Below are 22704 nucleotides of genomic sequence, written 5' to 3' on the forward strand. Positions count from 1 at the left end.
AAAACCGCACGCCCTTGAATTATTTTTTGAGCGTTGGCCGATGATGCTATTTAATATGGCAACAGGTGCTCTAGGCAATTCAGGAAAATCATTGGCTAGGCTTATTACAGTTTTTACTGTACTTATAGTACTGCCTTTCTCTGCCTCAGCCCAAACAAATGTATGCAGAGGTGAGTCAACTTCACTTTCAATAGTTACAGAACCTTTAGAAGATATTCAAGGCATACAATGGTATGCAAGTAGCAACGGAATTACTTATTCACCAATCAGTCAAGCAAATAGTCCATCCTATACTACTCCCAAGTTTAATACTTCTGGTACTTATTATTATAGAATTGATTATCAATCGAGATCCTGTATCTGGATATTCTGTGGAAGCTGGGCTAATAAATCGACCTATATTCAAGTTACTGTTATTGACAAACCAACCAGCCCAATAGCAAACGGAACTTCTCGATGTGGAACAGGAACTGTCTCTTTAACGGCTACTGGATCATCTGGAAGCTACAGGTGGTACTCATCCTCAATAGGAGGCACTTTGTTATCATCAAATGCTACTTATAGTCCTAACATCAATTCTACTACCACATACTATGTAGCTGCAATAAACACCTGTGGCGAAAGCTCTAGAACTCCTGTAACGGTTACAGTAAATCCTACACCTGCTGCACCAACAGCTTTTGGAAACTCCCGCATAGGCGCTGGTACTGTTATTTTAAATGCATTTGGTGCGCAGCCAGGGCAAACTTACAAGTGGTATACTTCAGCAACAGGTGGTAATGCTATCGGCAGCACCACCAATTCTAGCTTCACCACGCCTGCAATCAGCACTACCACTACTTATTATGTCTCCATTGCAAATGCTAACGGTTGTGAAAGCGCTCGGGTGGCAGTAACGGCAACGGTAGATTCTCCGACATTTACAGGCAACTTGGCTACAGAGGTTATACTTTACCATGAGAACTTCGATGGTTATAAACCTAATGAAGATTTAGTTGGGCTTGCTACGGAGCATTCTATTTTGAATGTTTCAGGGATTTTAGAACAGGACCACTGGGACATTAAGCCTACGAACGGCTCAACTAAAAGTAACTCTTCTCAGGCATCGGGAGGTAACTACTTAAGAACGGCATTTGCTCCGCGTATCCTTTCTTCAACCTTAAATAAAATACTTTACACAGATCAACCCATCTCGACACAAGGGTACGACCACGTTGGTGTTATCTGGACACACAGGCAAACTTATACAAGTACAAGCGATAACAGGGTAAAACTCTTCTATAGCGCTAACGGAGGCCCCTGGACAGAAGTAACCGGATGGAATAGATCTGTTAACAGTACATGGAGATTAGTTAACAACGGAAATTTTATACAACTTCCAAGTGGTGCTGCTAATATTCGTAACCTGCGTATCAGATGGGAGGTACCAAACGCACCACTAAACCAAACCGAGTTTTATGCCCTTGATGATATTTCAGTTATAGGAATTCCATCTTCTGGTGTATCAAAGTTTAGTTGGAGCAACCGACCTAACGGAGAAGACCCATTTACAAGTTCTGTTAACAATACAGCGGCGTATACAGTTGATGGCGTCTATACTAAGTGGAGCATGACCCAAACAAGCGGGGTAACCGTCACAAATAAAACAATATCCAGCACCCAATACCAAAGCACACCTGTACTCGCACTAATACAGTCAGGGGCTAACACAACAAACAGGTACTCTAAAGTGACACTCCAAACGAGCAAGGCTGTAGAGGATTTGACATTCACGCTTTACGACGTAGACACACACTCAGGACAATTCAGAGATGTGCTGAATATTGAAGCCTATAAAGGAAGTACTGCCGTGCCATTATCCAAGTATAAGCTTATGTATACTTCGGTGCACGAGTACAGCGACAGCCAGATTGCGGGAGTTGCTGGCCTACAGGATACCCCAGCCAACTCAACAGAAGGCAACGTAACGGTAACATTTGCCAGCGCCGTTGACCGGGTAGATATCACGTATAAAAATGCTGATTCGAATGGAGGCAACCAAGGCATTGGCATATCTAATTTAATGTGGCGAAGAGACATGTCCCCATTCCCGGTTGAACTTGCCTACTTTAAAGCCAGCCTGAAAAATAAAAATGCCTATTTAACCTGGAGTACGGCCACCGAAGAAAACAACGACAGGTTTGTGGTGGAGCGCAGCCAGGACGGCAAGACCTTTGCCGCTATCGGGGAGGTAAAGGGCAGCGGCAACAGCCGCGTAACCCGCAACTACAGCTTCACCGATCTGAACACGCCAGCTGGCACCAGCTACTATCGCCTCAGACAAGTAGACTTCGACGGCAAGCACGAGTATAGCAAGCTGGTAGAAGTGACCGTGGAGAAAAGAAACGAATCAAATTTCTCTGCTTATCCTAACCCTTTTCAATCAAGCTTAAATATTGCCCTTAGCGTACACCAGTCTGAAAAAGCGACAATAGCTTTGATAGATTTGCGCGGCAAAGAAGTGTGGAGCGAATCTGTAAGCTTAAGTGCAGGGGCAAATACATTTAGTTTTGACGCACCTGCCAGCATTAAAGAAGGGATTTACATTCTTACCGTGTTAGGTGAAACAACAAAGGCGTCCGCTAAAATCATGAAAACCCGCTAAGTAAGCTATATACTTTCTCGTGGTAACGCAAAAGAGCCGGCTCTAAAGAGTCGGCTCTTTTGCGTTTATAGACTGCCAGCTACTACATACCTATTCCAATATAAACCATAAACTATCATATTCCGGAAACTGCGTTCTCTAAATTCAGTACAAAGAGATAGCTATATACTTAAGTAAGACAGGGTATTGTTGTTGCCAGGACATATATATAAGTCATAAAATATACAAGGTCCCTTATACACACGAGTAGTGCATCTTATTTAATAGTGCAATCCGGCTATTTATAAAGCAGCTATAAAGTACAATTTAACATACTGCAAATGGTATAGGATTGATAGGTATACCAGTATAAGATTATCAGGCGCAATTTATATGGAATCAAAACTTTACTCTCTTTTTTACATCCTCCTCTTTTTTATACTTACTGCGTTTTTTCCTGTTATAGTGCATGCACAAACTCCTGGGTTTATCTACAAACCTGCAACAGGCGGCGGTGAAAAAGTATTAGACCCAAACGGGAATGGCTACATCTCTCTAACAACGGCGGGTTTTACAGGCACCAACGACATGGGTGCCGCTGTAAGCGAGATACCCTACAGGCAGGTGCCAACCCTGGAAAACGAAGTGGTTGGGGATTTGAATACCGGAAGTGCAGGAGGCCATACTGACCTGGTACCGCCAACGCCGGTACAAGTATACTTTGATGGTATCAATATTATGTTCAGGCTAAGGGTCGGGAGTTCTTCTACAGCATCGAAGGGTTATAACGTACTACTTGACACGGACGGGCAATTTGGAAACCTGATAGCTGGCGGAAGCTTGGAAAACACTCCTAATCCGGGCTTTGAATACGAGATAGCACTTGAATCTAACTTTGATGTTGCTGTATTTGACCATAGAAACAACCCAAACGGAGGCCCTAAAATATGGAGCCGCGCTGTGGACCAATACTCTCAACGATCTGTTGCTGCCACAACAAATAGCGGAAACGCCGACTACTTCTACGATTTCTATGTGCCTCTCTCTGCATTGCCTGGCGTAACAGCAGAAACACCGCTACGCATAGCTGGAGTAACTATTACAAGTGCGCAAAGTGGCATAACAGGTACAGTTTCTGATGTTGGCGGAGTTAACTTTCAGGCGTATGGCTACAACAAGCAAAGGGCTTGGCTTGCCATCATGAATGGGTTTCCGGCTACAAGCCTGAATAATATACGTACGAATGGATTTGCTTTAGTAACAGCAACCGCGCCAGCGGTTAACAGCCCTATCCTCGCCAACAGCACCAGCATTTCCGGTACCTCAGGAGAAGCTGCAGGCTCTGTTGTGACTGTATACAGAAACGGGGTAGCTATTTGTGGCGGCAGCGGACAGCCTACCTGCCCAACAGTCAGCGCGACTGGCACCTGGTCTTTAACTGGCTTAGCAGCAAACTTACTTGTAGCCCATGATAGAATAACTGCAGTAGTAACTCCTACAGGTAAAAACGCTTCTGCGCCATCTGCGGCTGTAACAGTATTAGCTGGCGTTTGTCTATCAACACCGCCCCCTGTCATCACCACCCTTGGAGGTTCTGGCAATTCCAACAGAACTTTTGTGGGCACTACTACTTTTGCATCGTCACAAAGGATATCCATTTATACCAATGCAGGAAATCTTGTAGGATCCTTTCTTTTCACGCCAACAAGTACCGGAACCAGCACCTGGACATCACCGTCCTACCCTGTCGGAGAAACTAACTACTATGCTACTGTTACACCTGTGAACAGCACCAATACAACCATTCTTGGGTGCGAATCCTTAAGATCGAACCAGATATGCTTCAGGAATGGACAACCAAGTACAAATACACAGCAAATCTCTATAACCAACGTCACTTACGGTGGTATTACGCTCACAAGTGCCAGCGGCTCTTCCTGGTCTGATGTGCCTGCCGCGCTTACAAGCATCTCTGGGTCTCTTACTGCTGCGCCAGCCAATATTGTATCTGGCACCTCGGGAGCAGTATTGTTTTTTGTTAATGCAGTCGAACGAGCGCGTATACCCATTACCAGTACTGCTACAACCTGGACGTTAACCTTACCGACAGGTTTGGCTTTGAAAGCCGGAGACGTGCTAAACGTGAGGTCTGAGTTTACGCTTTCGGGTGGCGGTCAGACAAATTGCCCTGTACCATCCAGCATTTCGAATATACTAAGAGTGAGTACAAGCACTACTCCTCCTGTTATTAATGCCGGGCCACTCTGCGGAATCGTAAGATCCATTTCTGGCACTTCAGCAGAGCCTGCAGGCACAGTAATAGAGATTTACCAAAATGGCACACCAACCGGGAGAACAGGTACAGTATCTTCATCAGGTGCCTGGTCTGTGGATTTATCTCCCCTTACAGGTGGAGGAATTGCACCGGGTGTACCTATTACAGCCAGAGCCAGAGCTAGTGGCAAGGCACTTAGTCTGGCTTCTAATACTGTTACATCAGCGGCAATACCAACAGGAACCATTACAGTAGGAGGCCCTATCACAGAAGGTCAGACTTCCATTTCAGGTACAGCGCCAGCCAGTTCTCAGGTTACTTTATACATTGAGGGAACGCCATTTTCTCCGGTTACGGCTAATGCAAGCGGTGCATGGGTTGTAAGCGGCTTATCAGAACTCGAGGTATTTGCAGGAGCATCAGTAACAGCTACTTTTAAAAATGCAAGCGGCTGCGAAAGCGCAAGGGCAACGGCACAGATAGTGCAATGCAGGCCTCCTGTGGTAAACTATACTTTATCTGCCACCCCTGGTACTATTTGTGGAGGCACTACTACCAACATTACCTTATCCTCTTCACAGTATGGGGTATCCTATCGAGTGCTGGTTAACGGGGTTGAGTCGGGCAGTTCGGTATTGGGAACAGGAAGTGCCATTACCTTGCAATCAGGGCCAATCACGAATACGGGTACAACGAATACAACTGTGGGCATTACCGTGCGCGCCAGAAAAGTGGGCGGGGCAGCTTGCGATGCTACTACTCCTGCCGCTGTTCAGGTAACCGTACAACCACAGCCGTTAACCTCCGCGTTAAGTTTTACAAGTAGCACCCTCAGCACATGCGCCAACCAAGCTGTCACATTCACGCTAAACGGCACTACATCCGGCTATACTTACAGGTTATTGAATGAAGCAACAAACCAGTTAACGGGCACGGCTGCTGTTACAGGAAATGGAGGAAGCATAAACCTTACTACCTCTCCTGTTGTCTCTAACACAACTTATAGTTTAGTTGTAACAGCTCCCAACTCCTGTGCGCTTACGCTCCCTTCAAGAGCAGCAGCGATAGTTACCGGGGCCTCTACAACAAGAGCAGTATTTCCTACTGCCAGCAAGGTGTGCGCCGGCGGATCTACATTGATAAACGTATCGACAGAACCTAACGAGCAATATCAGTATACTGTTTACAGAAGGGCAACTGCCACCAACGGGCTAGCAGTTGACCAGGCACTAGGCAGTTTTGCTGGAAACGGATCGATTTTAAACATTAGCACCGGTGTTCTAAGTGTTGTGAACACGGAAACATTTTATGTAACGGTAAGAAACCTTTCCGGTAGCTGTGGCTTGTTAACGCTATCTAATCAAGCTACCGTTTCGGTAACCAATAACGCTACTGTGGCAAATGCAGGGCCTGATGCGACTGTTTGTGGAACAACGGCAACACTTGCCGCCAACGATGTCTCACCTGGAATCGGCACCTGGAGCCAGGTAAGCGGACCATCAACTGTCAACTTCAGCTCGCCGAACAACGCAAATGCCGCCATCCAGAATCTGGCATCCGGAACATATGTATTGCGCTGGACTGTACAAACATCTTGCGGAGGGGGCAACACCACAACACAGGATGATGTAGTGCTACGTGTAAACTGCGATGCTGCCTATACTTTGGCTGTACCTAAGTATAAAGACCTTTACACCATTGGGGAAGCATTGGCTACAGCAACTGATCCTGACGCAGCCATTACAACGGCTCAACTTACCAGAGGCGCATTGCCTCCGGGCACTACGCTGAACACGGCTAACGGCACCATAAGTGTAAGCAACAGAACAGCACTTACAACTGGCACTTACAATTTAATAATACAGCTAACCGATGCCCTGGGAGGCGTTACCTCTGTTGGAATTGTGGTGCGCATACTTGGCGACTCCCCTACCATTACTCCGTTGCCCGTAGAACTTATTAGTTTTACTGCTCTTACAGAAGATGGCAGCGTGGTGCTTGCGTGGGCAACAGCAAGTGAAGAAAACAATGCACATTTTGAGGTAGAGCGCAGTACCGACGGAACCACTTTTGAAAGTATAGGCACAGTTAAAGGAATGGGTAACAGCAACCAGAAAGTGGAGTATAATTACCGCGATATAAACCCCTTGCCAGGAACAGCATACTACCGCCTAAAACAAGTAGACTTAAACGGGGACTTCGAATACAGCAAACTGGTGGCGGTGTATTATGACGGTCCGAAAGCCCGAGGTAAAACATATATTTATCCTAACCCATTTAAATCCGAAATCAATATCCGGCTGCATAGTGCTGTAGCAACTGAAGCTACTGTTCAGCTACTGGATTTGCAAGGCAGGGTGGTGCAGACAGAAACCGTACAGTTGCAGCAGGGTTTAAACGAACTAGTGCTACCTGTAAAACCGCTGAAAAATGGTGTGTACTTTCTGCGCCTTAGCGGTAACGGCATTAGTGTAAATCAGAAGCTGGTTAGATCGAGGTAAAACATCAAAACACCAAAACAAAGAGGCTGCCTTAACAGGGCAGCCTCTTTGTTTTGTAATTATTTACTTGTCGTGCCAATATTCTGAACTTCCTACACTATTTTTGCAACTTAACATTTTACCTTTTAGACACCTAGATGAAAATCTTAAAATTCGGCGGAACCTCTGTAGGCTCTGCTGAGCGTATGAGGGCAGTAGCCTCGCTTATCTATAGTGATGAGCCCAAGATTGTAGTGCTGTCGGCCATGTCGGGCACAACAAACGCATTGGTGCAGATTTCTGAAAAACTGTACCAGAACAACAACCAGGAAGCAAAAGCGCTGATTGATGCGCTGCACGATAAGTATAAACAGGTGGTAGAAGATTTCTACACCTCCGCAGATATAAAGAAAAAGGCACACGAACTAATAAACAACCACTTCGATTCTCTTAGATCGTTTACCCTTGATTTGTTTACCATTCACGAAGAGCGTGCGGTGCTGGCGCAGGGGGAGCTGCTATCTACAGCCCTTTTCCAGTTTTACCTGGAAGAGCAAGGGATTCCGTCTGTACTTTTGGCAGCCCTTAACTTCATGAAGATTGATGAGAACGAGGAGCCAGACCAGGCATACATAGCTAAAAACCTGAAAACAGAACTGGCGAAGTACCCGGATGCAAAACTGTTTATTACCCAGGGGTACATTTGCCGCAATGCCTTCGGTGAGATAGACAACTTAAAAAGGGGTGGTTCTGATTATTCTGCATCGCTTATTGGCGCAGCTGCTGATGCTGTTGAGATCCAGATTTGGACCGACATCGACGGCATGCACAACAACGACCCGCGCATTGTAAAGAACACTTACCCTATCGCGGAACTGTCTTTTGACGAAGCTGCGGAGCTGGCATACTTTGGCGCTAAAATATTACACCCTAGCAGCGTGCAGCCGGCTAAGCAAAAAAACATTCCGGTACGCCTGCTTAACACGATGCAACCAGATGCAAAAGGCACCATTATCACTTCGCAAAGCAAAGGCGGAAGTATAAAAGCAGTAGCCGCGAAAGATAACATTACAGCTATCAAGATAAAATCGGGCCGCATGCTGCTGGCATATGGTTTCCTGAGAAGCGTGTTCGAAGTATTTGAAAGGTATAAAACGCCGATCGACATGATTACGACTTCGGAGGTGGCCGTTTCGATTACCATCGATAACCCGAAATTCCTGAGCGAGATCGTAACAGAGCTGAAGGAATTCGGCCAGGTTGAGGTTGATACTGACCAAAGTATAATTTGCGTGGTCGGTGATTTTATTGCTGAGCGAAGCGGCTCGGGATTAAAGATATTTGAGGCACTTAAAGCTATCCCTTTGCGCATGATCTCTTACGGAGGTAGCAAAAACAACATCAGCCTATTAATTAACACAAGCGATAAAGTAGAGGCGCTTACAAGACTAAACGATGGAATCTTTGAGAGAAACAACGGAGAGCAAGCTTAAGCAACACCTGCAGGAGCTGCAGCAGCACCCTACTCCACTATATGTATACAACCTGGACCTGCTTCGCCAGACATTAAAAGCCACAAAGCAGGAAGCAGACAAGTATAACTTTCATGTGCATTACGCTTTAAAAGCTAATGCCAACACACCTATACTTGACGAAATGCGCGCCTATGGCTTCGGGGCCGACTGCGTGAGCGGTAACGAAGTGAAGGCAGCAATAGAGAATGGCTTTGCGCCAAAAGATGTGGTATTTGCTGGCGTTGGCAAGTCTGACGAGGAAATAAACTATGCCCTGGATCAGGATATCTTTTGCTTTAACTGCGAAAGCAGCCACGAGCTGAAGGTACTGAACGAACTGGCAGCTGCCAAAGGCAAAACAGCACGAATTGCGCTGCGCATAAATCCCAACGTGAACGCCAACACGCACAAGTACATAACTACCGGCCTGGAGGAGAACAAGTTTGGTATCAATGCCTGGGAACTGGAAAGTGTACTGGCGCTACTACAGAAACTTTCAAACATCAAACTGATCGGTATTCACTTCCACATCGGTTCTCAGATAACGGATTTATCGGCTTTCAGAAACCTGTGCACACGTGTAAACGAGTTTCAGGAGTGGTTTGAGGCGCGCCATATAACTTTGGAGCATATAAACGTAGGTGGTGGCCTTGGGGTGGATTATTACAACCCAGAGCAGAATCCTATTGCTGATTTTGAAGCATACTTTGGCTTGTTTAACCAGTTTCTGGAAGTAAGGCCGGGGCAGCAGGTGCACTTTGAGCTCGGGCGCGCTTTAGTGGCGCAATGCGGTACGCTTATTTCTAAAGTGCTGTACATCAAAAATGGCATCTCCACAAACTTTGCCATACTTGATGCCGGCATGACAGAACTTATCCGCCCGGCGCTTTACCAGTCGTACCACAAGATAGAGAACCTGAGCAGCAGCAAAGAGGAAGTTCGCTACGATGTGGTAGGCCCTATTTGCGAATCGTCGGATTGCTTTGGAAAAGCGGTAATGCTACCGGAAACGAACCGCGGCGATTTGATAGCCATACATACAGCCGGTGCCTACGGCGAGGTAATGGCTTCTGGCTACAACCTCCGCACCAAGGCGAAGACTTTATACTTATAATCAGGCTGCCATAGAGGTAGGTGAAAAACTGCAGCCCCCATAAAACAAGAAGGCTGCACTTATAAGTAAGTGCAGCCTTCTTGTTTTATGGCATTAAATCTAATGAGTAAATGCGGCCCTACTTGTTCCGTTAGGGTTTCTGTTTCGCCCTGGGTGGGCAGGCGCTAACGAGACTATAAAATCAGGTTCGGCGTGCACTATGCCTTCTTGGCCTTTTAAGTGGTTTGCCAACTCTAAAGCATTCCCAACTGAGTTCTTATCAACTTTAACCACATATATGTCATCTCCTAAACTAGCTACTACCGCAGCATTGTAGTTTTGCAACAGTTGTTCCAGGGCAGCCTTGTTTCCGTTTCGTGTGGTTACAATGGCCTCGTTGCTTATACCCAGCAGGTTATTGTCTTTGATAAAGTATGGCGCTGCATATATCACCATTGGGTCATTTGCCAATACCCGAATGGCCTCTTCTGTTTGCTTGCAGTTCAGGCCATTTGCCAGCTCCAAAGTATAAAGTGTAGCGGAGTTAGAGTTGTTCGGGGAACCTAAGCCACGCACAAAACCATACTTCGAGGTTGCTTTTTTCAGGTCTTCATACTTGCTGCCATCGGCAAAAGCCACCAGCACTTGTTTCGTGTAGACAGATCCAAGATTTGCCTGCTCATCCTGGTAAAAGTAGCTGTAAGAAGCGCAAGGCGAACCATCTACTGCCTGGTTCAATAAGTTAGGGTCAAAGCGAACATTACGTATCGGCGAGCCATCTTCCTGCCTACAGGATATGAATGCCAATATTGGGAGAGCGTATAGGAGGAGGGGTATAAATTTTATCTTCATCGCCGTACAATTTAATGGTCACTATTTTACTAGGATGTACGTGCATATTTATGGAACAGCTACAATTTACAGCACCTATTTTTCAGCCCTAACGCCTTTCATACTTTCTTTAATCCACTTTATTAACATAAGTAAATTTTTTAATACTAAGATTCCGCAGAAATCCGTTATACTTTGATAGACAATTACTAATCAAGCAACTACGCGTTCCTGCTGTAATGCCTTTTGTATAAACTCCATGGCTGATAGTGCCTCCGGCACCTCCACTACAAAGGTGCTCCTGCTTTCCAGCGTTGCCTGGTGCCGCAGCAACTCCTCTTTCTTAACCACTCCTACCAGCTGCACCGCCTCATGGCTTACACCAAACGAAACAACTTCTTCCCACTTAATATCGGGTATCGGAAAATCGCCTTTGCTTCTGATGTAAAGCTGTAGCGTATTGGTGGCTGGCGCTGCAGGTGCTGGCTTAAGTTTAGGATAAGTATACTTGTATCCTTTTAAAGCGGCAGACACATCAGCCCAAACCGCAGACCCTGTTGGATGGCTTCCGGCTCCCCTGCCCTTCAGAAACTGCTTGCCTGCATACTTTGCCTCCAGCTGCACCCCGTTAAATTCGTTCTGCACATAGTATAGTTCGTTATCGGGCCATACAAAAGTTGGCAATACCTGCACTTGCAGCTGTTGCGCAGCAGTATACTTTGCTGATGCCACTAACTTAATGCGGGCACCCAACTTATGCGCCAGGTCCACATCTTCTGTCGTTATACTTTCTATACCAAAACGGAGCACCTCCCTCACATCAACCACTACCCCGAAAGCATGAGCGGCAATGATACAGATTTTATGCAGCGCATCGTAACCACCTACGTCCAATGTCGGGTCGGCTTCGGCAAAGCCAAGCTCCTGCGCCTGCTGCAGCGCCTCTTTATAGCTGATGCCTTCGGTATCCAACCTGGTAAGAATGTAGTTAGATGATCCGTTCAATATACCGTTTACTTCCTGCATCGGCTCGTCGGCATAGTAAGATTCCAGGGTTCTGAGAATGGGGATACTTCCGCATACGGCTGCTTCGTACAACAACCTGCTGCCATACTTTTGCTGCAGGGCAATTAACTCCGGCAGGTTTTCAGCTACTGCTTTTTTGTTGGCTGATACTACCGTTTTGCCTGCCTCCAAGGCTTGCCGGATCAAGGTAAGCGCCTCTGCCGGGTCGCTGATCAGCTCCGTAAGTATAACCAGGCTCTCATCCTGCAGCAGCTCCTGTGCATCGAAAGTAAAGGCTGAAGCAGGCAATTTGCGTTCTTTGTTTTTATCGCGCACGCAGATCCTGGCAACTTCCAATTGGTGGTTCTCCTGCAGCACGTCGTAAAGGCCTTGCCCTACACAGCCAAAGCCAAGTATACCAATCTTGTTAGTAGGCATGTCTTTCATAGTTTAAAGTTTGAACGGAATCATTTTCATAAAAAAGGGTGATGGCCTGTGCCAGCTGGTCGCACTCCACCAGGAAGCCATCGTGCCCGTAGTCTGATTTGATGAGGTAAAAATAAGAGTCCGGCACCTGTTCGTGCAGCCATTGCTGTTCCTGCACCGGGAAAAGTATATCGGTATCCACCCCAACAAACAAAGCTTTAGCTTTTAACCGCTGCAGCGCTTTCTCCACACCTCCCCTGCCACGGCCCACGTTGTGCGAGTCCATGGCCTTGGAGAGCTGCCAGTAAGTATAGGCGTTAAAGCGACTGACCAGCTTCTCCCCCTGGTACACCTGGTAAGTTGCCGCCCTGAAATTATCGGTGATGCTGTTGCCTGGCTCCTGCTGTGTTTGCTCATAAGTGTTGTAATGCCTGTACGAAAGCATAGCGATGGCCCGTGCCGTTTTCAAGCCTTCCTGGCCTGCTGTTTCACTATAACTTGCCCAGCTTGGGTCCTGGCGAATGGCCATGCGCTGGCTTTCGTTAAAGGCAATGCCCCACGGCGAGTGGCGCGCGTTAGAGGCAACATGTATCAATTTTTTAAAAACATCCGGCTGCAGCAACGCCCACTCCAAAGCCTGCTGCCCACCCAATGATCCTCCCAGCAATGTATGCACCTGCTCCAGCCCCAGCTCCTGTCGCAAAAGGTCAAAAGAACTAACAATGTCGCGGTTGGTTAGCTGCGGAAAATCGTGGAAGTATGGCTTTAGGGTGTTTGGGTTTACAGACAACGGACCAGTAGAACCATAGCACCCGCCCAGCGTGTTGGCGCAAACTATAAACCAATCGGCAGGGTCGTATACTTTGCCGGGACCAAACAACTCGCCCCACCAATCGGTGAAGTCGGAGCTGCCGGTAAGGGCGTGGCAAACCCATACTACATTGTCTTTTTGGCTGTTTAGCCGGCCGTAGGTAGTGTAAGCCAACTGGAAACCGGGCAGCGTTGCCCCCGACTCCAGCCTGAATTGCTTTTGGTAATGATATGTGTGGTGCTCTGGCATGTTTATTCTTAGTTTAAAACTGGTTCGGGCTCCGCTATGCTTACTTGCGCAAATGCCTGTTCAAAATCTGCTTTGATATCTTCGATGTGCTCGATGCCTGCTGACACGCGCAGTAAGGTTGGCTCTACGCCTGCACTTTTCTGCTCGGCCTCGCTTAGCTGCTGGTGTGTGGTAGAGGCCGGATGGATGATCAGCGTTTTGGCATCGCCTACGTTGGCCAGGTGACTTACCAGCTGCAGACTATCCACAAACTTTTCAGCCTGCTTTTTATCACCTTTCAGCTTAAAGGATAGCACACCACCAAAGCCACGCTTCAGGTATTTTTTGGCCAACGTATGGTAGTTGCTGCTTTCGAGTCCCGGGTAGTTCACGCTCTCCACCTGCTCGTGCTGCTCCAGCCACTTTGCCAGCTCCAGCGCGTTCTGCACCGTTCTGTCCACGCGCAGCGAAAGTGTTTCCAGGCCTTGCAGCAACAGGAATGAGTTGAAAGGACTAAGCGCCGGACCAAAATCACGCAGTCCCTCAACCCTGGCACGAATGGCAAAGGCTATGTTACCAAACGGACCGTCTGCACCAAAAACTTCCCAGAAATTAAGTCCGTGGTAGCCTTCTGCCGGCTCCGAAAACTGTGGGAATTTACCGTTGCCCCAGTTAAAGTTACCGCCGTCTACAATCACTCCGCCAATGCTGGTGCCGTGCCCGCCGATCCATTTCGTAGCCGATTCCACCACTACGTTAGCCCCGTGCTCCAGCGGCCTGAACAGGTACCCGCCTGCACCAAACGTATTATCTACGATCAACGGAATGTCATACTTCTTCGCAAGGTCGGCTAAAGCCTCAAAATCAGGAATGTTGAAACGAGGGTTGCCGATCGTTTCCACGTAGATGGCTTTCGTGTTTCCATCGATCAGTTTTTCATAACTCGCCACTTCTTCGTTCTCCGCGAAACGAGCTTCTATACCTAAGCGCTTGAATGATACTTTGAATTGATTGTAGGTGCCGCCATAAAGGAAGCTGGTAGCTACAAAATTGTCACCGGCCTGCAGGATGTTAGTTAGCGCAATAAACTGGGCCGCTTGTCCCGATGCCACCGCCACAGCGGCCACACCACCTTCTAAAGCAGCAACGCGTTTTTCAAACACATCGGTAGTCGGGTTCATGATGCGGGTGTAGATATTTCCGAACTCCTTCAGGGCAAACAGGTTGGCACCGTGCTCTGCATTTTTAAAGGCGTAAGAAGTTGTCTGGTAAATAGGCACAGCACGCGATTGTGTAGTTGGATCTATTTCCTGGCCAGCGTGCAGCTGCAATGTTTCGAAGTGCAATGGTTTTGTTGACATGATAGATTTGAGTTAAAGTTTCTGGATGAAAATTTGAAAAGTATAGAGGCTGGCATAACTGCAGGTATACAATGCAGCACATAGCAGACACAGGTCTGCAGCAAAGCCAACAAGAATGCTATGATAGGACTAGGCTAGCAACAACAGCAAGCCATCATGCGCATGGGATTACGCATGACAAAAGTATACTGCAAGTAAGTGATGAATGCAGTAAGTGTAGCCAGCAAGGCTGCAGGCTGTGGTAAAGTTAAAAATTGTGCTGTTTGATGGATTCCCTTGTTCATAAACCTTATCAATTTATATGCATCCGGGTGTTTTCCGGAATCAGGAATTAGCACCTTCTCCTCCCTGGTTAGGTTGCTAGCGCTTCACAGAGCCTGTCTCTCCACGCTTCTTTATAAATCAATTTCCGGGTAAGGGATAATTGACTTGATGGTGCAAGTATACGGCAGCTTTTTCTAAATAGCCAAAAATTATTTTCAGTTTTTTTCTGGCGATGCTATCCAGCAAAAGTATAAACAGCAGAAAATTTATACTTTATGCGTTGCAACTGATTGCACACCAGGCACCGCTCTATTTTAAATTAACAGCCTATGCTTTTGCGGTGCCTGTTATACTTCTAAACAAGCGGCCTTCTTAGTTGTTCCGATGTATAAAAAGCTGCGTTAGATTAACTAAATTGCGCCTCTACCTACCACTATGAGAATTCTTTTAACCGGAGCCAATGGCTATATAGGCAAACGCCTGCTACCGCTTTTAGTAGCGCAAGAGCACGAGGTAATTTGCATAGTGCGCGACCCCAGGCGTTTTAGCTTACCAGCTACGCTTAAAGAAAAAGTACAAATCTTAAAAGGTGACCTGCTAGATCATAATTCTCTAAAAAATTTACCGACTGATCTTGATGCCGCCTACTATCTTGTCCATTCGATGGGTGGATCGAGTCAGGATTTCTCAGACCTGGAAGCTGCCTCAGCTCGGAATTTTGCTTTATACTTAAACACAACAACTGCCCGCCAACTGATGTACTTAAGCGGCATTGCCAACGTCAGCAACTTATCCAGGCATCTCTCCTCCCGCCTGCACGTCGAAACTATACTGGCACAGGCAAAGGCTAAACTTACGGTATTGCGTGCTGCTATTATAATAGGCTCTGGCAGCGCCTCCTTCGAAATCCTCCGGGACCTGGTAGAGAAGCTGCCCGTCATGATCACCCCGAAATGGCTTAACGCCAGGTGCCAGCCTATTGCTATAAGGGACGTTATGTTTTACCTGACAGCGGTGCTGGGCAACGAAAGATGCTATGGTAAAAGCTTTGAGATTGGAGGTCCTGATGTACTTACTTATAAGGAGATGATCCTGCGCTTTGCCAGATTACGTGGCCTGAAGCGCTACCTTATTGCGGTGCCGGTGCTTACACCGCGCCTGTCGTCGTACTGGTTATACTTTGTAACCAGCACCAGCTTTAGCCTAGCCAAAAGTTTAGTAGACAGCCTGCGCAACGATGTAGTGGTAAAAGACCATAGTATAGAAAGTATACTGCCGCACCCATGCCTGCCCTATGAAGAGGCCATAAAACTTGCTTTTAGCAAAATTGAACAGAACATGGTGGTATCGAGTTGGAAGGATGCTTTAGTGAGTGGCACCATGCACCTGAACTACATGGATTTTGTGCAGGTACCGGAATTCGGTGTGCTAACAGACAAACAGCGGCAAAAATTTGACAGGCCTGTGGAGGAGGTGCTGCAGAATATATGGAGCATTGGCGGAGAGCGTGGTTGGTATAAAACAGACTTTTTGTGGCGGATGAGAGGGCTGTTAGACAAGATGGCAGGTGGCGTAGGCTTAAGGCGGGGCAGGCGCAGCCCCAACCACATTAAAGCCGGCGACACAATAGACTTCTGGCGTGTGCTCGTAGCCAGCAAGCAACAAAAACGGTTGTTATTGTATGCAGAAATGAAGTTGCCAGGAGAGGCCTGGCTACAGTTTAAAGTCTGTGAGGAGCCAGATGGCAATTACCTGGAGCAGCTAGCAGTCTATCGCCCAGATGGTTTGCTTGGCAGGTTATACTGGTACGCGGTGTTACCGTTCCATTTTATTATTTTCGGGGGTATGATCAAAAACATACTATCGTTTAAAGAATAGCCATCAGCCTTTGTTTAAACAATTAATATTTCATAGAATACTCCAATTTATAGGTTCTTAAATATAAAACCTATTACAATTGCCTAAGTATACTTCAATATAATTTCTCAACTATATTTGGGCAGCTTAAGCCCATAAACCTGTTTAACCATTACAATATTTTTTTCTCGCCCTGTAAATAATAGTTAACTTTGCCCGTCTACTACTCAAAACACCTAATGGAGGCTATTAAAGAAACTAATTTCTCCTTTGCCGGCCAAACCGGCTTCTACAAGGGCAAAGTGCGCGACGTGTATTATTTTAATGATAAAATTGCCGTTGTAGCAACAGACCGCATTTCTGCTTTTGATGTAGTATTGCCACGAGCCATACCCTACAAGGGCCAGGTGCTAAATCAGATTGCAAGTATAAACCTTAGCGCCACAGCTGATATTGTTCCTAACTGGGTTATCGCTACCCCAGACCCGAACGTAACAATTGGCCATAACTGTGAACCTTATAAGGTGGAGATGGTTATTCGTGGGTACTTGGCGGGGCATGCCTGGCGAGAGTATAAAGCTGGTAAAAGAAGTGTATGTGGCGTAACGCTGCCAGATGGCCTGCGCGAAAACGACAAGCTTCCGGAGCCTATTATTACTCCTACCACCAAGGCAGACGCGGGCCATGACGAGGACATCTCCAGAGAAGAAATTTTAGCCAAAGGCCTTGTTTCTGAGGAAGATTACCTTAAATTAGAGCGCTATACACAGGCTCTTTTCGCACGCGGCACAGCGCTGGCGGCGGCACAGGGCCTTATATTAGTAGATACAAAGTATGAATTTGGCAAGTATGCCGGTGAGGTTTATCTGATAGATGAAATACATACACCGGATTCTTCGCGTTACTTTTACAGCGAAGGCTATGCCGAAAGACAACAGAAAAATGAGCCACAGCGGCAGCTCTCAAAAGAGTTTGTTCGCCAATGGCTGATCGAAAACGGTTTTCAGGGTAAAGACGGACAAATTATACCTGAAATGACAGATGAGGTAGTGGCTGGAATATCAGGCCGCTATATCGAATTATATGAGGTATTTACCGGCAAACCCTTTGTAAAACAGGATTATGACAACGCTCTTGCAAGAATAGAAGAGCACTTAACAGAAAACATTTTTAGCGCCAAAGATTACAATATTTAAAGTAGATTTGGTACATTTGCTTTTAAATCCTTATAGGTAGATCTATGAAGTACACGATTGATAAGAAAGAAAACTACACAACCATCACGATAGATGAGAAGAAACTAGATACTTCCATCGCACCCGATCTGAAATCTGAGTTCGTGAAGTTGAACGCTGAGGGGATCACCAACTTGATTCTTGACCTTAATAACGTAAAATATACAGACTCTTCAGGTCTGAGCTCAATACTGATCGCAAACCGCCTTTGCAACTCATCAAACGGTTTACTTATTTTAACCGGGCTGCAGGACCACGTGATGAAGCTAATCACCATCTCTAAACTGGAGTCAGTATTAAACATACTGCCTACAGTAGAAGAAGCCATTGACCGTGTTTTTTTACACGAGATTGAGCAGGACCTTACAAATAAAGAAGACTAACTGTAACCGCCGGTGGGTGATTTCGAACTCAGAATTCTAGGAAGTTCGTCGGCTACACCATCGGCTAACAGGCACAATACCGCACAGGTTTTAATTATTGGTAACCAATACCACTTAATCGACTGCGGAGAAGGTACACAAATGCAGCTGATGCTTTACAAAATAAAGCATCAGCGCATTACCAACATATACATAAGCCACTTGCACGGCGACCATTACTTTGGGCTTGCAGGTTTGCTTTCTACCATGCACTTGCAGGGCCGCCAAACGCCCCTATACCTTTTCGGTCCTCCCGGCTTATCCGAAATCCTTAGTTTACAATTTAAATACTCCGGCACAAACCTGAGTTTTCCGCTTGTGTTTAATGAGTTGGATACCGCATGCCACAAGAAAATTTTTGAGGATAAGCAGATAACGGTGCATACCATTCCCATGGAGCACCGCATCCCCTGCTGTGGCTTTCTGTTTAAAGAAAAACAAAAACCACGGCCTTTGATAAAAGAGAAATTACCGGAAGGCTTAACTCCGCCGCAACTGGTTAGGTTAAAATGGGGAGAGGATATCAAAGACGAAAAAGGTAATGTTGTTGTAAGCTATAAAGAAGTAACCAACGAGCCAAAGCGCAGCCGGAGCTATGCCTACTGTGCCGATAGCCGCTACAAGCCAGACATTATACCAATTGTGCAGCACGTAGACCTGCTTTACCACGAAGCAACTTTTTTGGATGATATGCGCGAGCGCGCCGCTTACACGTTCCATAGCACCGCATTACAGGCCGCTGAACTTGCCACAGCCGCTGAAGTAAAAGAACTATTGCTAGGCCATTTCTCTGTACGCTACAAAGACCTTACTCCCCTCCTGGAAGAAGCGCTTCAAGTTTTTCCGAAAGCTGATTTGGCTATAGAAGGAAGCGTTTTCAGGATAGAGGAATAGTGCTTTTCTGTTGATACCTCACCCACTCCAATAGCTCCTTTTAGATGCCCTTGGCTAGCTTAGGCTTGTTTCAAGTATAGCAAGATAGCTTTGCATCACACATATTTTTGAAACTGTAAAGCAAATTAGCCAGGCACCTGCAATCCTGCCTCCACACTTTTTAAATGAATAAATGCTATACTTGCTATATGTTCTATAAAGCACTTCACTTTATTTAAGCCGAAAAACACTCATGAAAACCCTCCTGAAATTAGAGGACCTGGCAAAACTTATACTTGCCTATACTTTAAGCTTGTACCTTGGATACAAATGGTGGCTATTTCTGGCGCTGCTGCTAAGCCCCGACTTAAGTATGATCGGTTATGCGGTCAACTCAAAAATCGGAGCCTGGCTTTATAACTTTTTCCATCATCAGGGAGTGGCTATTATGGCTGGTTTGGCTGGTTTATACTTAGGTATCGGGTGGTTACAGCTAGCGGGCCTTATACTTTTCGGGCATAGCGCTTTTGATAGAGCATTAGGTTATGGCCTTAAGTATGATGATGGGTTTAAGCACACGCACCTGGGCTGGATTGGGAAGTAAACCAAATACGTGTGGCTATAAAGCAGCAATATCTGCCTTTCTTAATATTTTGTAAATTGCGCACTTACTCCAGCAGCACAAACTATGGCTTTCAACTCAACGGCTTCAGAAAAAAAACGCACTAACCTGTTTTTAGTGCTTAGTGGCATTTTTATAGCCAATGCATTGCTTGCAGAACTTATAGGTGTGAAGATATTTTCTGGTGAGGCATTGTTTGGTTTACCCGGTGCACAACTACCGTTGTTAGGCGACGCCAAATTGGATTTTAACCTGACAGCCGGAGTTGTGATATGGCCTGTGGTTTTTATTACCACCGACATCATCAATGAGTACTTTGGGAAGAGCGGCGTAAAAAAAGTAAGTGTACTCACAGTTGTGCTTATACTCTATGCATTTCTTGTAATCAGCTTGGTAACTGGCCTCCCTCCTGCCCCTTTCTGGCTGGAAATAAACAACACCGATGCGCAAGGCAACCCCTTCAACATCAATTTTGCCTTTAATGCCATTTATCGCCAGGGTTTAGGCATAATCATCGGTTCGGTGGTGGCATTTCTGGTTTCGCAGTTCCTGGATGCCACTATTTTCCATTGGCTGCGCAAGTATACCGGCAGCAAAAAAATATGGCTCAGGGCTACAGGTTCTACGCTGGTATCGCAGCTGATCGATAGCTTTGTTGTCCTGTTTATAGCTTTCTTCCTGTTCGGCAACTGGACCATGGAGCTGGTACTGTCAGTAGCGGCAATCAACTACATTTATAAGTTTTTAGTGGCCCTCGCACTCACGCCTGTGCTCTATGTTGCACATTTTTTTATTGATAGCTACTTAGGTGAGAATCAAGCTGAAGCACTTACAGAAAAGGCTGCCATGGATAGCAGCGATTTAAAATAATGCAAAGAATATTTGCAAAGTTCAAACATAGGGAGTTCCTTTGTGGCCTTGCAAATTAAAAAATGCCAGCTCACTTAGCACATACACAAATCTTTATTACAGGTTACGTTCTACACGACTTGTAACAGGCCCCTTTCCTAAATCGGGCTCTGCGGCCCAACTATTTCCTTTTTTTGTTTTAGTACTTTTTTGGAGGGACGATTGTGTTCAGAGGAAGCATTATGGTTTTTCTCGGGGCTTGCAGCTTCGGGATCTTATCGACTTTTGTAAAATTAGCATATAAAGAAGGCTTTACTTTGGGTGACGTGACTGGCACCCAGGTATTTTTTGGGTTGATTTTTCTTTGGGTGATGGTGTTGTTGCGTAAGCTGCTTGGCGGCAAAAGCAACAGCACGTCGTTCAGGGAAAAGCTGACGCTGGCTGCCATGGGCACCAGTACCGGTTTGGTTAGCATTTTTTACTACAAATGCGTGCAAACAGTACCTGCCTCTATCGCAATACTTTTGCTGATGCAGTTTACCTGGATGAGTCTGGTAGTAGATGCCATAACCAAACGTAAAATGCCGACGGCATCTCAGGTAAGTATGGTGCTCCTTGTTTTAGTGGGTACCTGCCTTGCGGGCAGGCTGTTTTCAGATCAATTACCAAACTTCGACCTGGCTGGTATTGGCTACGGTTTACTTGCCGCTTTCTGTTATACTATATTTTTAGCCGTTAATGGCAAAGCGGGCAATAACCTGCACCCTTTCACTAAAAGCGCTTTGCTTTTAACCGGTGCAACTATACTAGTATTCACTATTTTCCCGCCTGTTTTCCTGGTTAACGGCGCTCTGATGAATGGCCTGTTTAAGTGGGGCCTTGTATTATCGGTGTTTGGAACGGTGTTACCGCCTGTACTTTTTGCATACGGCATCCCTAAAACCGGACTTGGTTTAAGCGCTATACTTAGTGCTGCAGAGTTGCCAGTAGCTGTATTTATGTCGTGGGTGGTGCTGCAAGAGGATGTTTGGCCGGTGCAATGGCTGGGCGTAGCACTTATACTTGTTGCGATACTGGCAGCCAACTGGAAAACAATTTTTAAGAAGAACAAAAAAGCAGGCGCGTTTGCCGTTGCTGAATAGAATAATAAAGAAAACCTAATTACACCTTAATCTGACAATAGTGCCTATGACGCAATAAAGTTTTATAAAAATTAAATTGGTTGATTTTATGGTTAGGTTCAGCGCAGCGCTGTTCGCTAACCATTATTTTTTATGCCCAAACCCAAACGCCTACCATCCATCAGCAAAATCCGCATGCTTGCCAACACAATAATAACACCGGCTATCCTGTTACAAGTATAAACCCGGCACAGTATTGATGGAGTATAACATCTCCCTTGGCTGGCTTTTTTTAACCATACTTATCATATAACCAGGTACACCATGAAGCAATCAATCGCGATCATTCTTGTATCAGCCTTTTGCCTGTTTTCTTACAAGGGCCAATCTTATACAGTAGCAGCAACACCTGATAAAAGCACGCCTGCAGTTACCAAAGCTGCTTACACCGGAACCTACCTCGGCACCATCCCCTGCGCCGATTGCCAGGGCATTACCATGGAGCTAACCCTACAGGAAGCACAGAAATCGAAACGTAAAACCTTTGTGCTAAAGCAGCAATATTTAGGTAAACCTGCAAACAAAAATATCCACACTATAACCGGCCAATGGTTTCTGGCAACCGGCAACAAACAAAACCCAAAAGCCAGGATACTGCAGCTTATACCCAGCGGAAAAGATGAACTAATGTACTTTGAGTTGATGAAGGATGGAAGTATAAAGCTGTTGGACAGAACGCAGAGACAGATAAAATCGAGGCACAATTATACGCTTAAAAAGCAGCGGGCCTAGCCAAGTTTGCCAATTTGCTCCG

Annotated in this window: 17 protein-coding genes and 1 riboswitch; of the genes, 13 read left to right on the plus strand and 4 right to left on the minus strand. The window is 46.1% G+C overall.

The window, feature by feature from the left end:
• Positions 1–55 precede the first annotated feature (55 nt).
• The 4 genes from Q1A23_RS05510 (at position 56) to lysA (ending at position 10006) form a co-directional block, all read left to right on the plus strand.
• Entirely contained in the window at positions 56–2644 is a 2589-nt protein-coding gene (locus Q1A23_RS05510) for a T9SS type A sorting domain-containing protein (RefSeq protein WP_299821208.1), read from the plus strand.
• A gap of 372 nt (positions 2645–3016) precedes the next feature.
• On the plus strand, positions 3017–7399 hold the full coding sequence (locus Q1A23_RS05515; protein WP_299820670.1) for a T9SS type A sorting domain-containing protein: 4383 nt from the start codon (positions 3017–3019) through the stop codon (positions 7397–7399).
• Positions 7400–7536: 137 nt separating this feature from the next.
• Positions 7537–8871, plus strand: a complete 1335-nt coding sequence (locus Q1A23_RS05520; protein ID WP_299820673.1) for an aspartate kinase — start codon at positions 7537–7539, stop codon at positions 8869–8871.
• Positions 8834–10006 (plus strand): diaminopimelate decarboxylase, encoded by a 1173-nt coding sequence (gene lysA, locus Q1A23_RS05525; RefSeq protein WP_299820676.1) that lies wholly within the window; start codon positions 8834–8836, stop codon positions 10004–10006. Before Q1A23_RS05520 ends, lysA begins: the two co-directional genes overlap by 38 nt.
• 99 nt (positions 10007–10105) lie before the next feature.
• Here lysA and Q1A23_RS05530 read toward each other — a convergent pair whose 3' ends face one another.
• From Q1A23_RS05530 to Q1A23_RS05545, 4 genes are all read right to left on the minus strand, one after another.
• Complete coding sequence (locus Q1A23_RS05530) at positions 10106–10837, minus strand: hypothetical protein (protein ID WP_299820679.1); 732 nt, start codon at positions 10835–10837, stop codon at positions 10106–10108.
• A gap of 192 nt (positions 10838–11029) precedes the next feature.
• Positions 11030–12268, minus strand: coding sequence for a homoserine dehydrogenase (locus Q1A23_RS05535; RefSeq protein WP_299820682.1), 1239 nt, complete (start codon positions 12266–12268; stop codon positions 11030–11032).
• The gene (metX, locus tag Q1A23_RS05540; protein ID WP_299820685.1) at positions 12249–13307 is read right to left on the minus strand and encodes a homoserine O-acetyltransferase; all 1059 of its coding nucleotides are present in this window, start codon (positions 13305–13307) and stop codon (positions 12249–12251) included. The genes Q1A23_RS05535 and metX overlap by 20 nt, the downstream gene beginning before the upstream one ends.
• 8 nt (positions 13308–13315) lie before the next feature.
• Entirely contained in the window at positions 13316–14647 is a 1332-nt protein-coding gene (locus tag Q1A23_RS05545) for an O-acetylhomoserine aminocarboxypropyltransferase/cysteine synthase (protein WP_299820688.1), read from the minus strand.
• Between the two features lie 294 nt (positions 14648–14941).
• Positions 14942–15051: riboswitch (SAM riboswitch) on the minus strand.
• A gap of 92 nt (positions 15052–15143) precedes the next feature.
• On the opposite strand from Q1A23_RS05545, the gene Q1A23_RS05550 reads away from it, so the two are divergent.
• From Q1A23_RS05550 to Q1A23_RS05590, 9 genes are all read left to right on the plus strand, one after another.
• Entirely contained in the window at positions 15144–15287 is a 144-nt protein-coding gene (locus Q1A23_RS05550) for a hypothetical protein (RefSeq protein WP_299820691.1), read from the plus strand.
• Positions 15288–15346: 59 nt separating this feature from the next.
• A complete protein-coding gene (locus tag Q1A23_RS05555) occupies positions 15347–16789 on the plus strand; it encodes an SDR family oxidoreductase (RefSeq protein ID WP_299820694.1) in 1443 nt (480 codons plus the stop codon).
• A 218-nt stretch (positions 16790–17007) separates the two neighbouring features.
• Positions 17008–17964: a phosphoribosylaminoimidazolesuccinocarboxamide synthase gene (locus Q1A23_RS05560; RefSeq protein WP_299820697.1), complete on the plus strand. Its 957-nt coding sequence runs from the start codon at positions 17008–17010 to the stop codon at positions 17962–17964.
• Positions 17965–18008: 44 nt separating this feature from the next.
• Entirely contained in the window at positions 18009–18386 is a 378-nt protein-coding gene (locus tag Q1A23_RS05565; RefSeq protein ID WP_187066453.1) for an STAS domain-containing protein, read from the plus strand.
• Between the two features lie 12 nt (positions 18387–18398).
• Positions 18399–19319 carry a ribonuclease Z gene (locus tag Q1A23_RS05570; protein WP_299820703.1) on the plus strand — a complete coding sequence of 307 codons (921 nt, stop codon included), beginning with the start codon at positions 18399–18401 and terminating at the stop codon, positions 19317–19319.
• 232 nt (positions 19320–19551) lie between these two features.
• On the plus strand, positions 19552–19902 hold the full coding sequence (locus tag Q1A23_RS05575) for a DUF4260 domain-containing protein (protein ID WP_299820706.1): 351 nt from the start codon (positions 19552–19554) through the stop codon (positions 19900–19902).
• Between the two features lie 84 nt (positions 19903–19986).
• Positions 19987–20790: a queuosine precursor transporter gene (locus Q1A23_RS05580; protein WP_299820709.1), complete on the plus strand. Its 804-nt coding sequence runs from the start codon at positions 19987–19989 to the stop codon at positions 20788–20790.
• A gap of 221 nt (positions 20791–21011) precedes the next feature.
• Positions 21012–21911, plus strand: a complete 900-nt coding sequence (locus Q1A23_RS05585) for a DMT family transporter (protein WP_299820712.1) — start codon at positions 21012–21014, stop codon at positions 21909–21911.
• 303 nt (positions 21912–22214) lie between these two features.
• Positions 22215–22682 (plus strand): copper resistance protein NlpE, encoded by a 468-nt coding sequence (locus tag Q1A23_RS05590; RefSeq protein ID WP_299820715.1) that lies wholly within the window; start codon positions 22215–22217, stop codon positions 22680–22682.
• Positions 22683–22704 lie beyond the last annotated feature (22 nt).

The sequence above is a fragment of the uncultured Pontibacter sp. genome (genome assembly GCF_947492645.1).
GTDB lineage: Bacteria > Bacteroidota > Bacteroidia > Cytophagales > Hymenobacteraceae > Pontibacter.

Coding starts and splice junctions, on each gene's coding strand:
- Q1A23_RS05510 (WP_299821208.1), top strand. CDS start 56: ATGGCAACAGGTGCTCTAGGCAATTCAGGAAAATCATTGGCTAGGCTT.
- Q1A23_RS05515 (WP_299820670.1), top strand. CDS start 3,017: ATGGAATCAAAACTTTACTCTCTTTTTTACATCCTCCTCTTTTTTATA.
- Q1A23_RS05520 (WP_299820673.1), top strand. CDS start 7,537: ATGAAAATCTTAAAATTCGGCGGAACCTCTGTAGGCTCTGCTGAGCGT.
- lysA (WP_299820676.1), top strand. CDS start 8,834: ATGGAATCTTTGAGAGAAACAACGGAGAGCAAGCTTAAGCAACACCTG.
- Q1A23_RS05530 (WP_299820679.1), bottom strand. CDS start 10,837: ATGAAGATAAAATTTATACCCCTCCTCCTATACGCTCTCCCAATATTG.
- Q1A23_RS05535 (WP_299820682.1), bottom strand. CDS start 12,268: ATGAAAGACATGCCTACTAACAAGATTGGTATACTTGGCTTTGGCTGT.
- metX (WP_299820685.1), bottom strand. CDS start 13,307: ATGCCAGAGCACCACACATATCATTACCAAAAGCAATTCAGGCTGGAG.
- Q1A23_RS05545 (WP_299820688.1), bottom strand. CDS start 14,647: ATGTCAACAAAACCATTGCACTTCGAAACATTGCAGCTGCACGCTGGC.
- Q1A23_RS05550 (WP_299820691.1), top strand. CDS start 15,144: ATGCTATCCAGCAAAAGTATAAACAGCAGAAAATTTATACTTTATGCG.
- Q1A23_RS05555 (WP_299820694.1), top strand. CDS start 15,347: ATGAGAATTCTTTTAACCGGAGCCAATGGCTATATAGGCAAACGCCTG.
- Q1A23_RS05560 (WP_299820697.1), top strand. CDS start 17,008: ATGGAGGCTATTAAAGAAACTAATTTCTCCTTTGCCGGCCAAACCGGC.
- Q1A23_RS05565 (WP_187066453.1), top strand. CDS start 18,009: ATGAAGTACACGATTGATAAGAAAGAAAACTACACAACCATCACGATA.
- Q1A23_RS05575 (WP_299820706.1), top strand. CDS start 19,552: ATGAAAACCCTCCTGAAATTAGAGGACCTGGCAAAACTTATACTTGCC.
- Q1A23_RS05580 (WP_299820709.1), top strand. CDS start 19,987: ATGGCTTTCAACTCAACGGCTTCAGAAAAAAAACGCACTAACCTGTTT.
- Q1A23_RS05585 (WP_299820712.1), top strand. CDS start 21,012: ATGGTTTTTCTCGGGGCTTGCAGCTTCGGGATCTTATCGACTTTTGTA.
- Q1A23_RS05590 (WP_299820715.1), top strand. CDS start 22,215: ATGAAGCAATCAATCGCGATCATTCTTGTATCAGCCTTTTGCCTGTTT.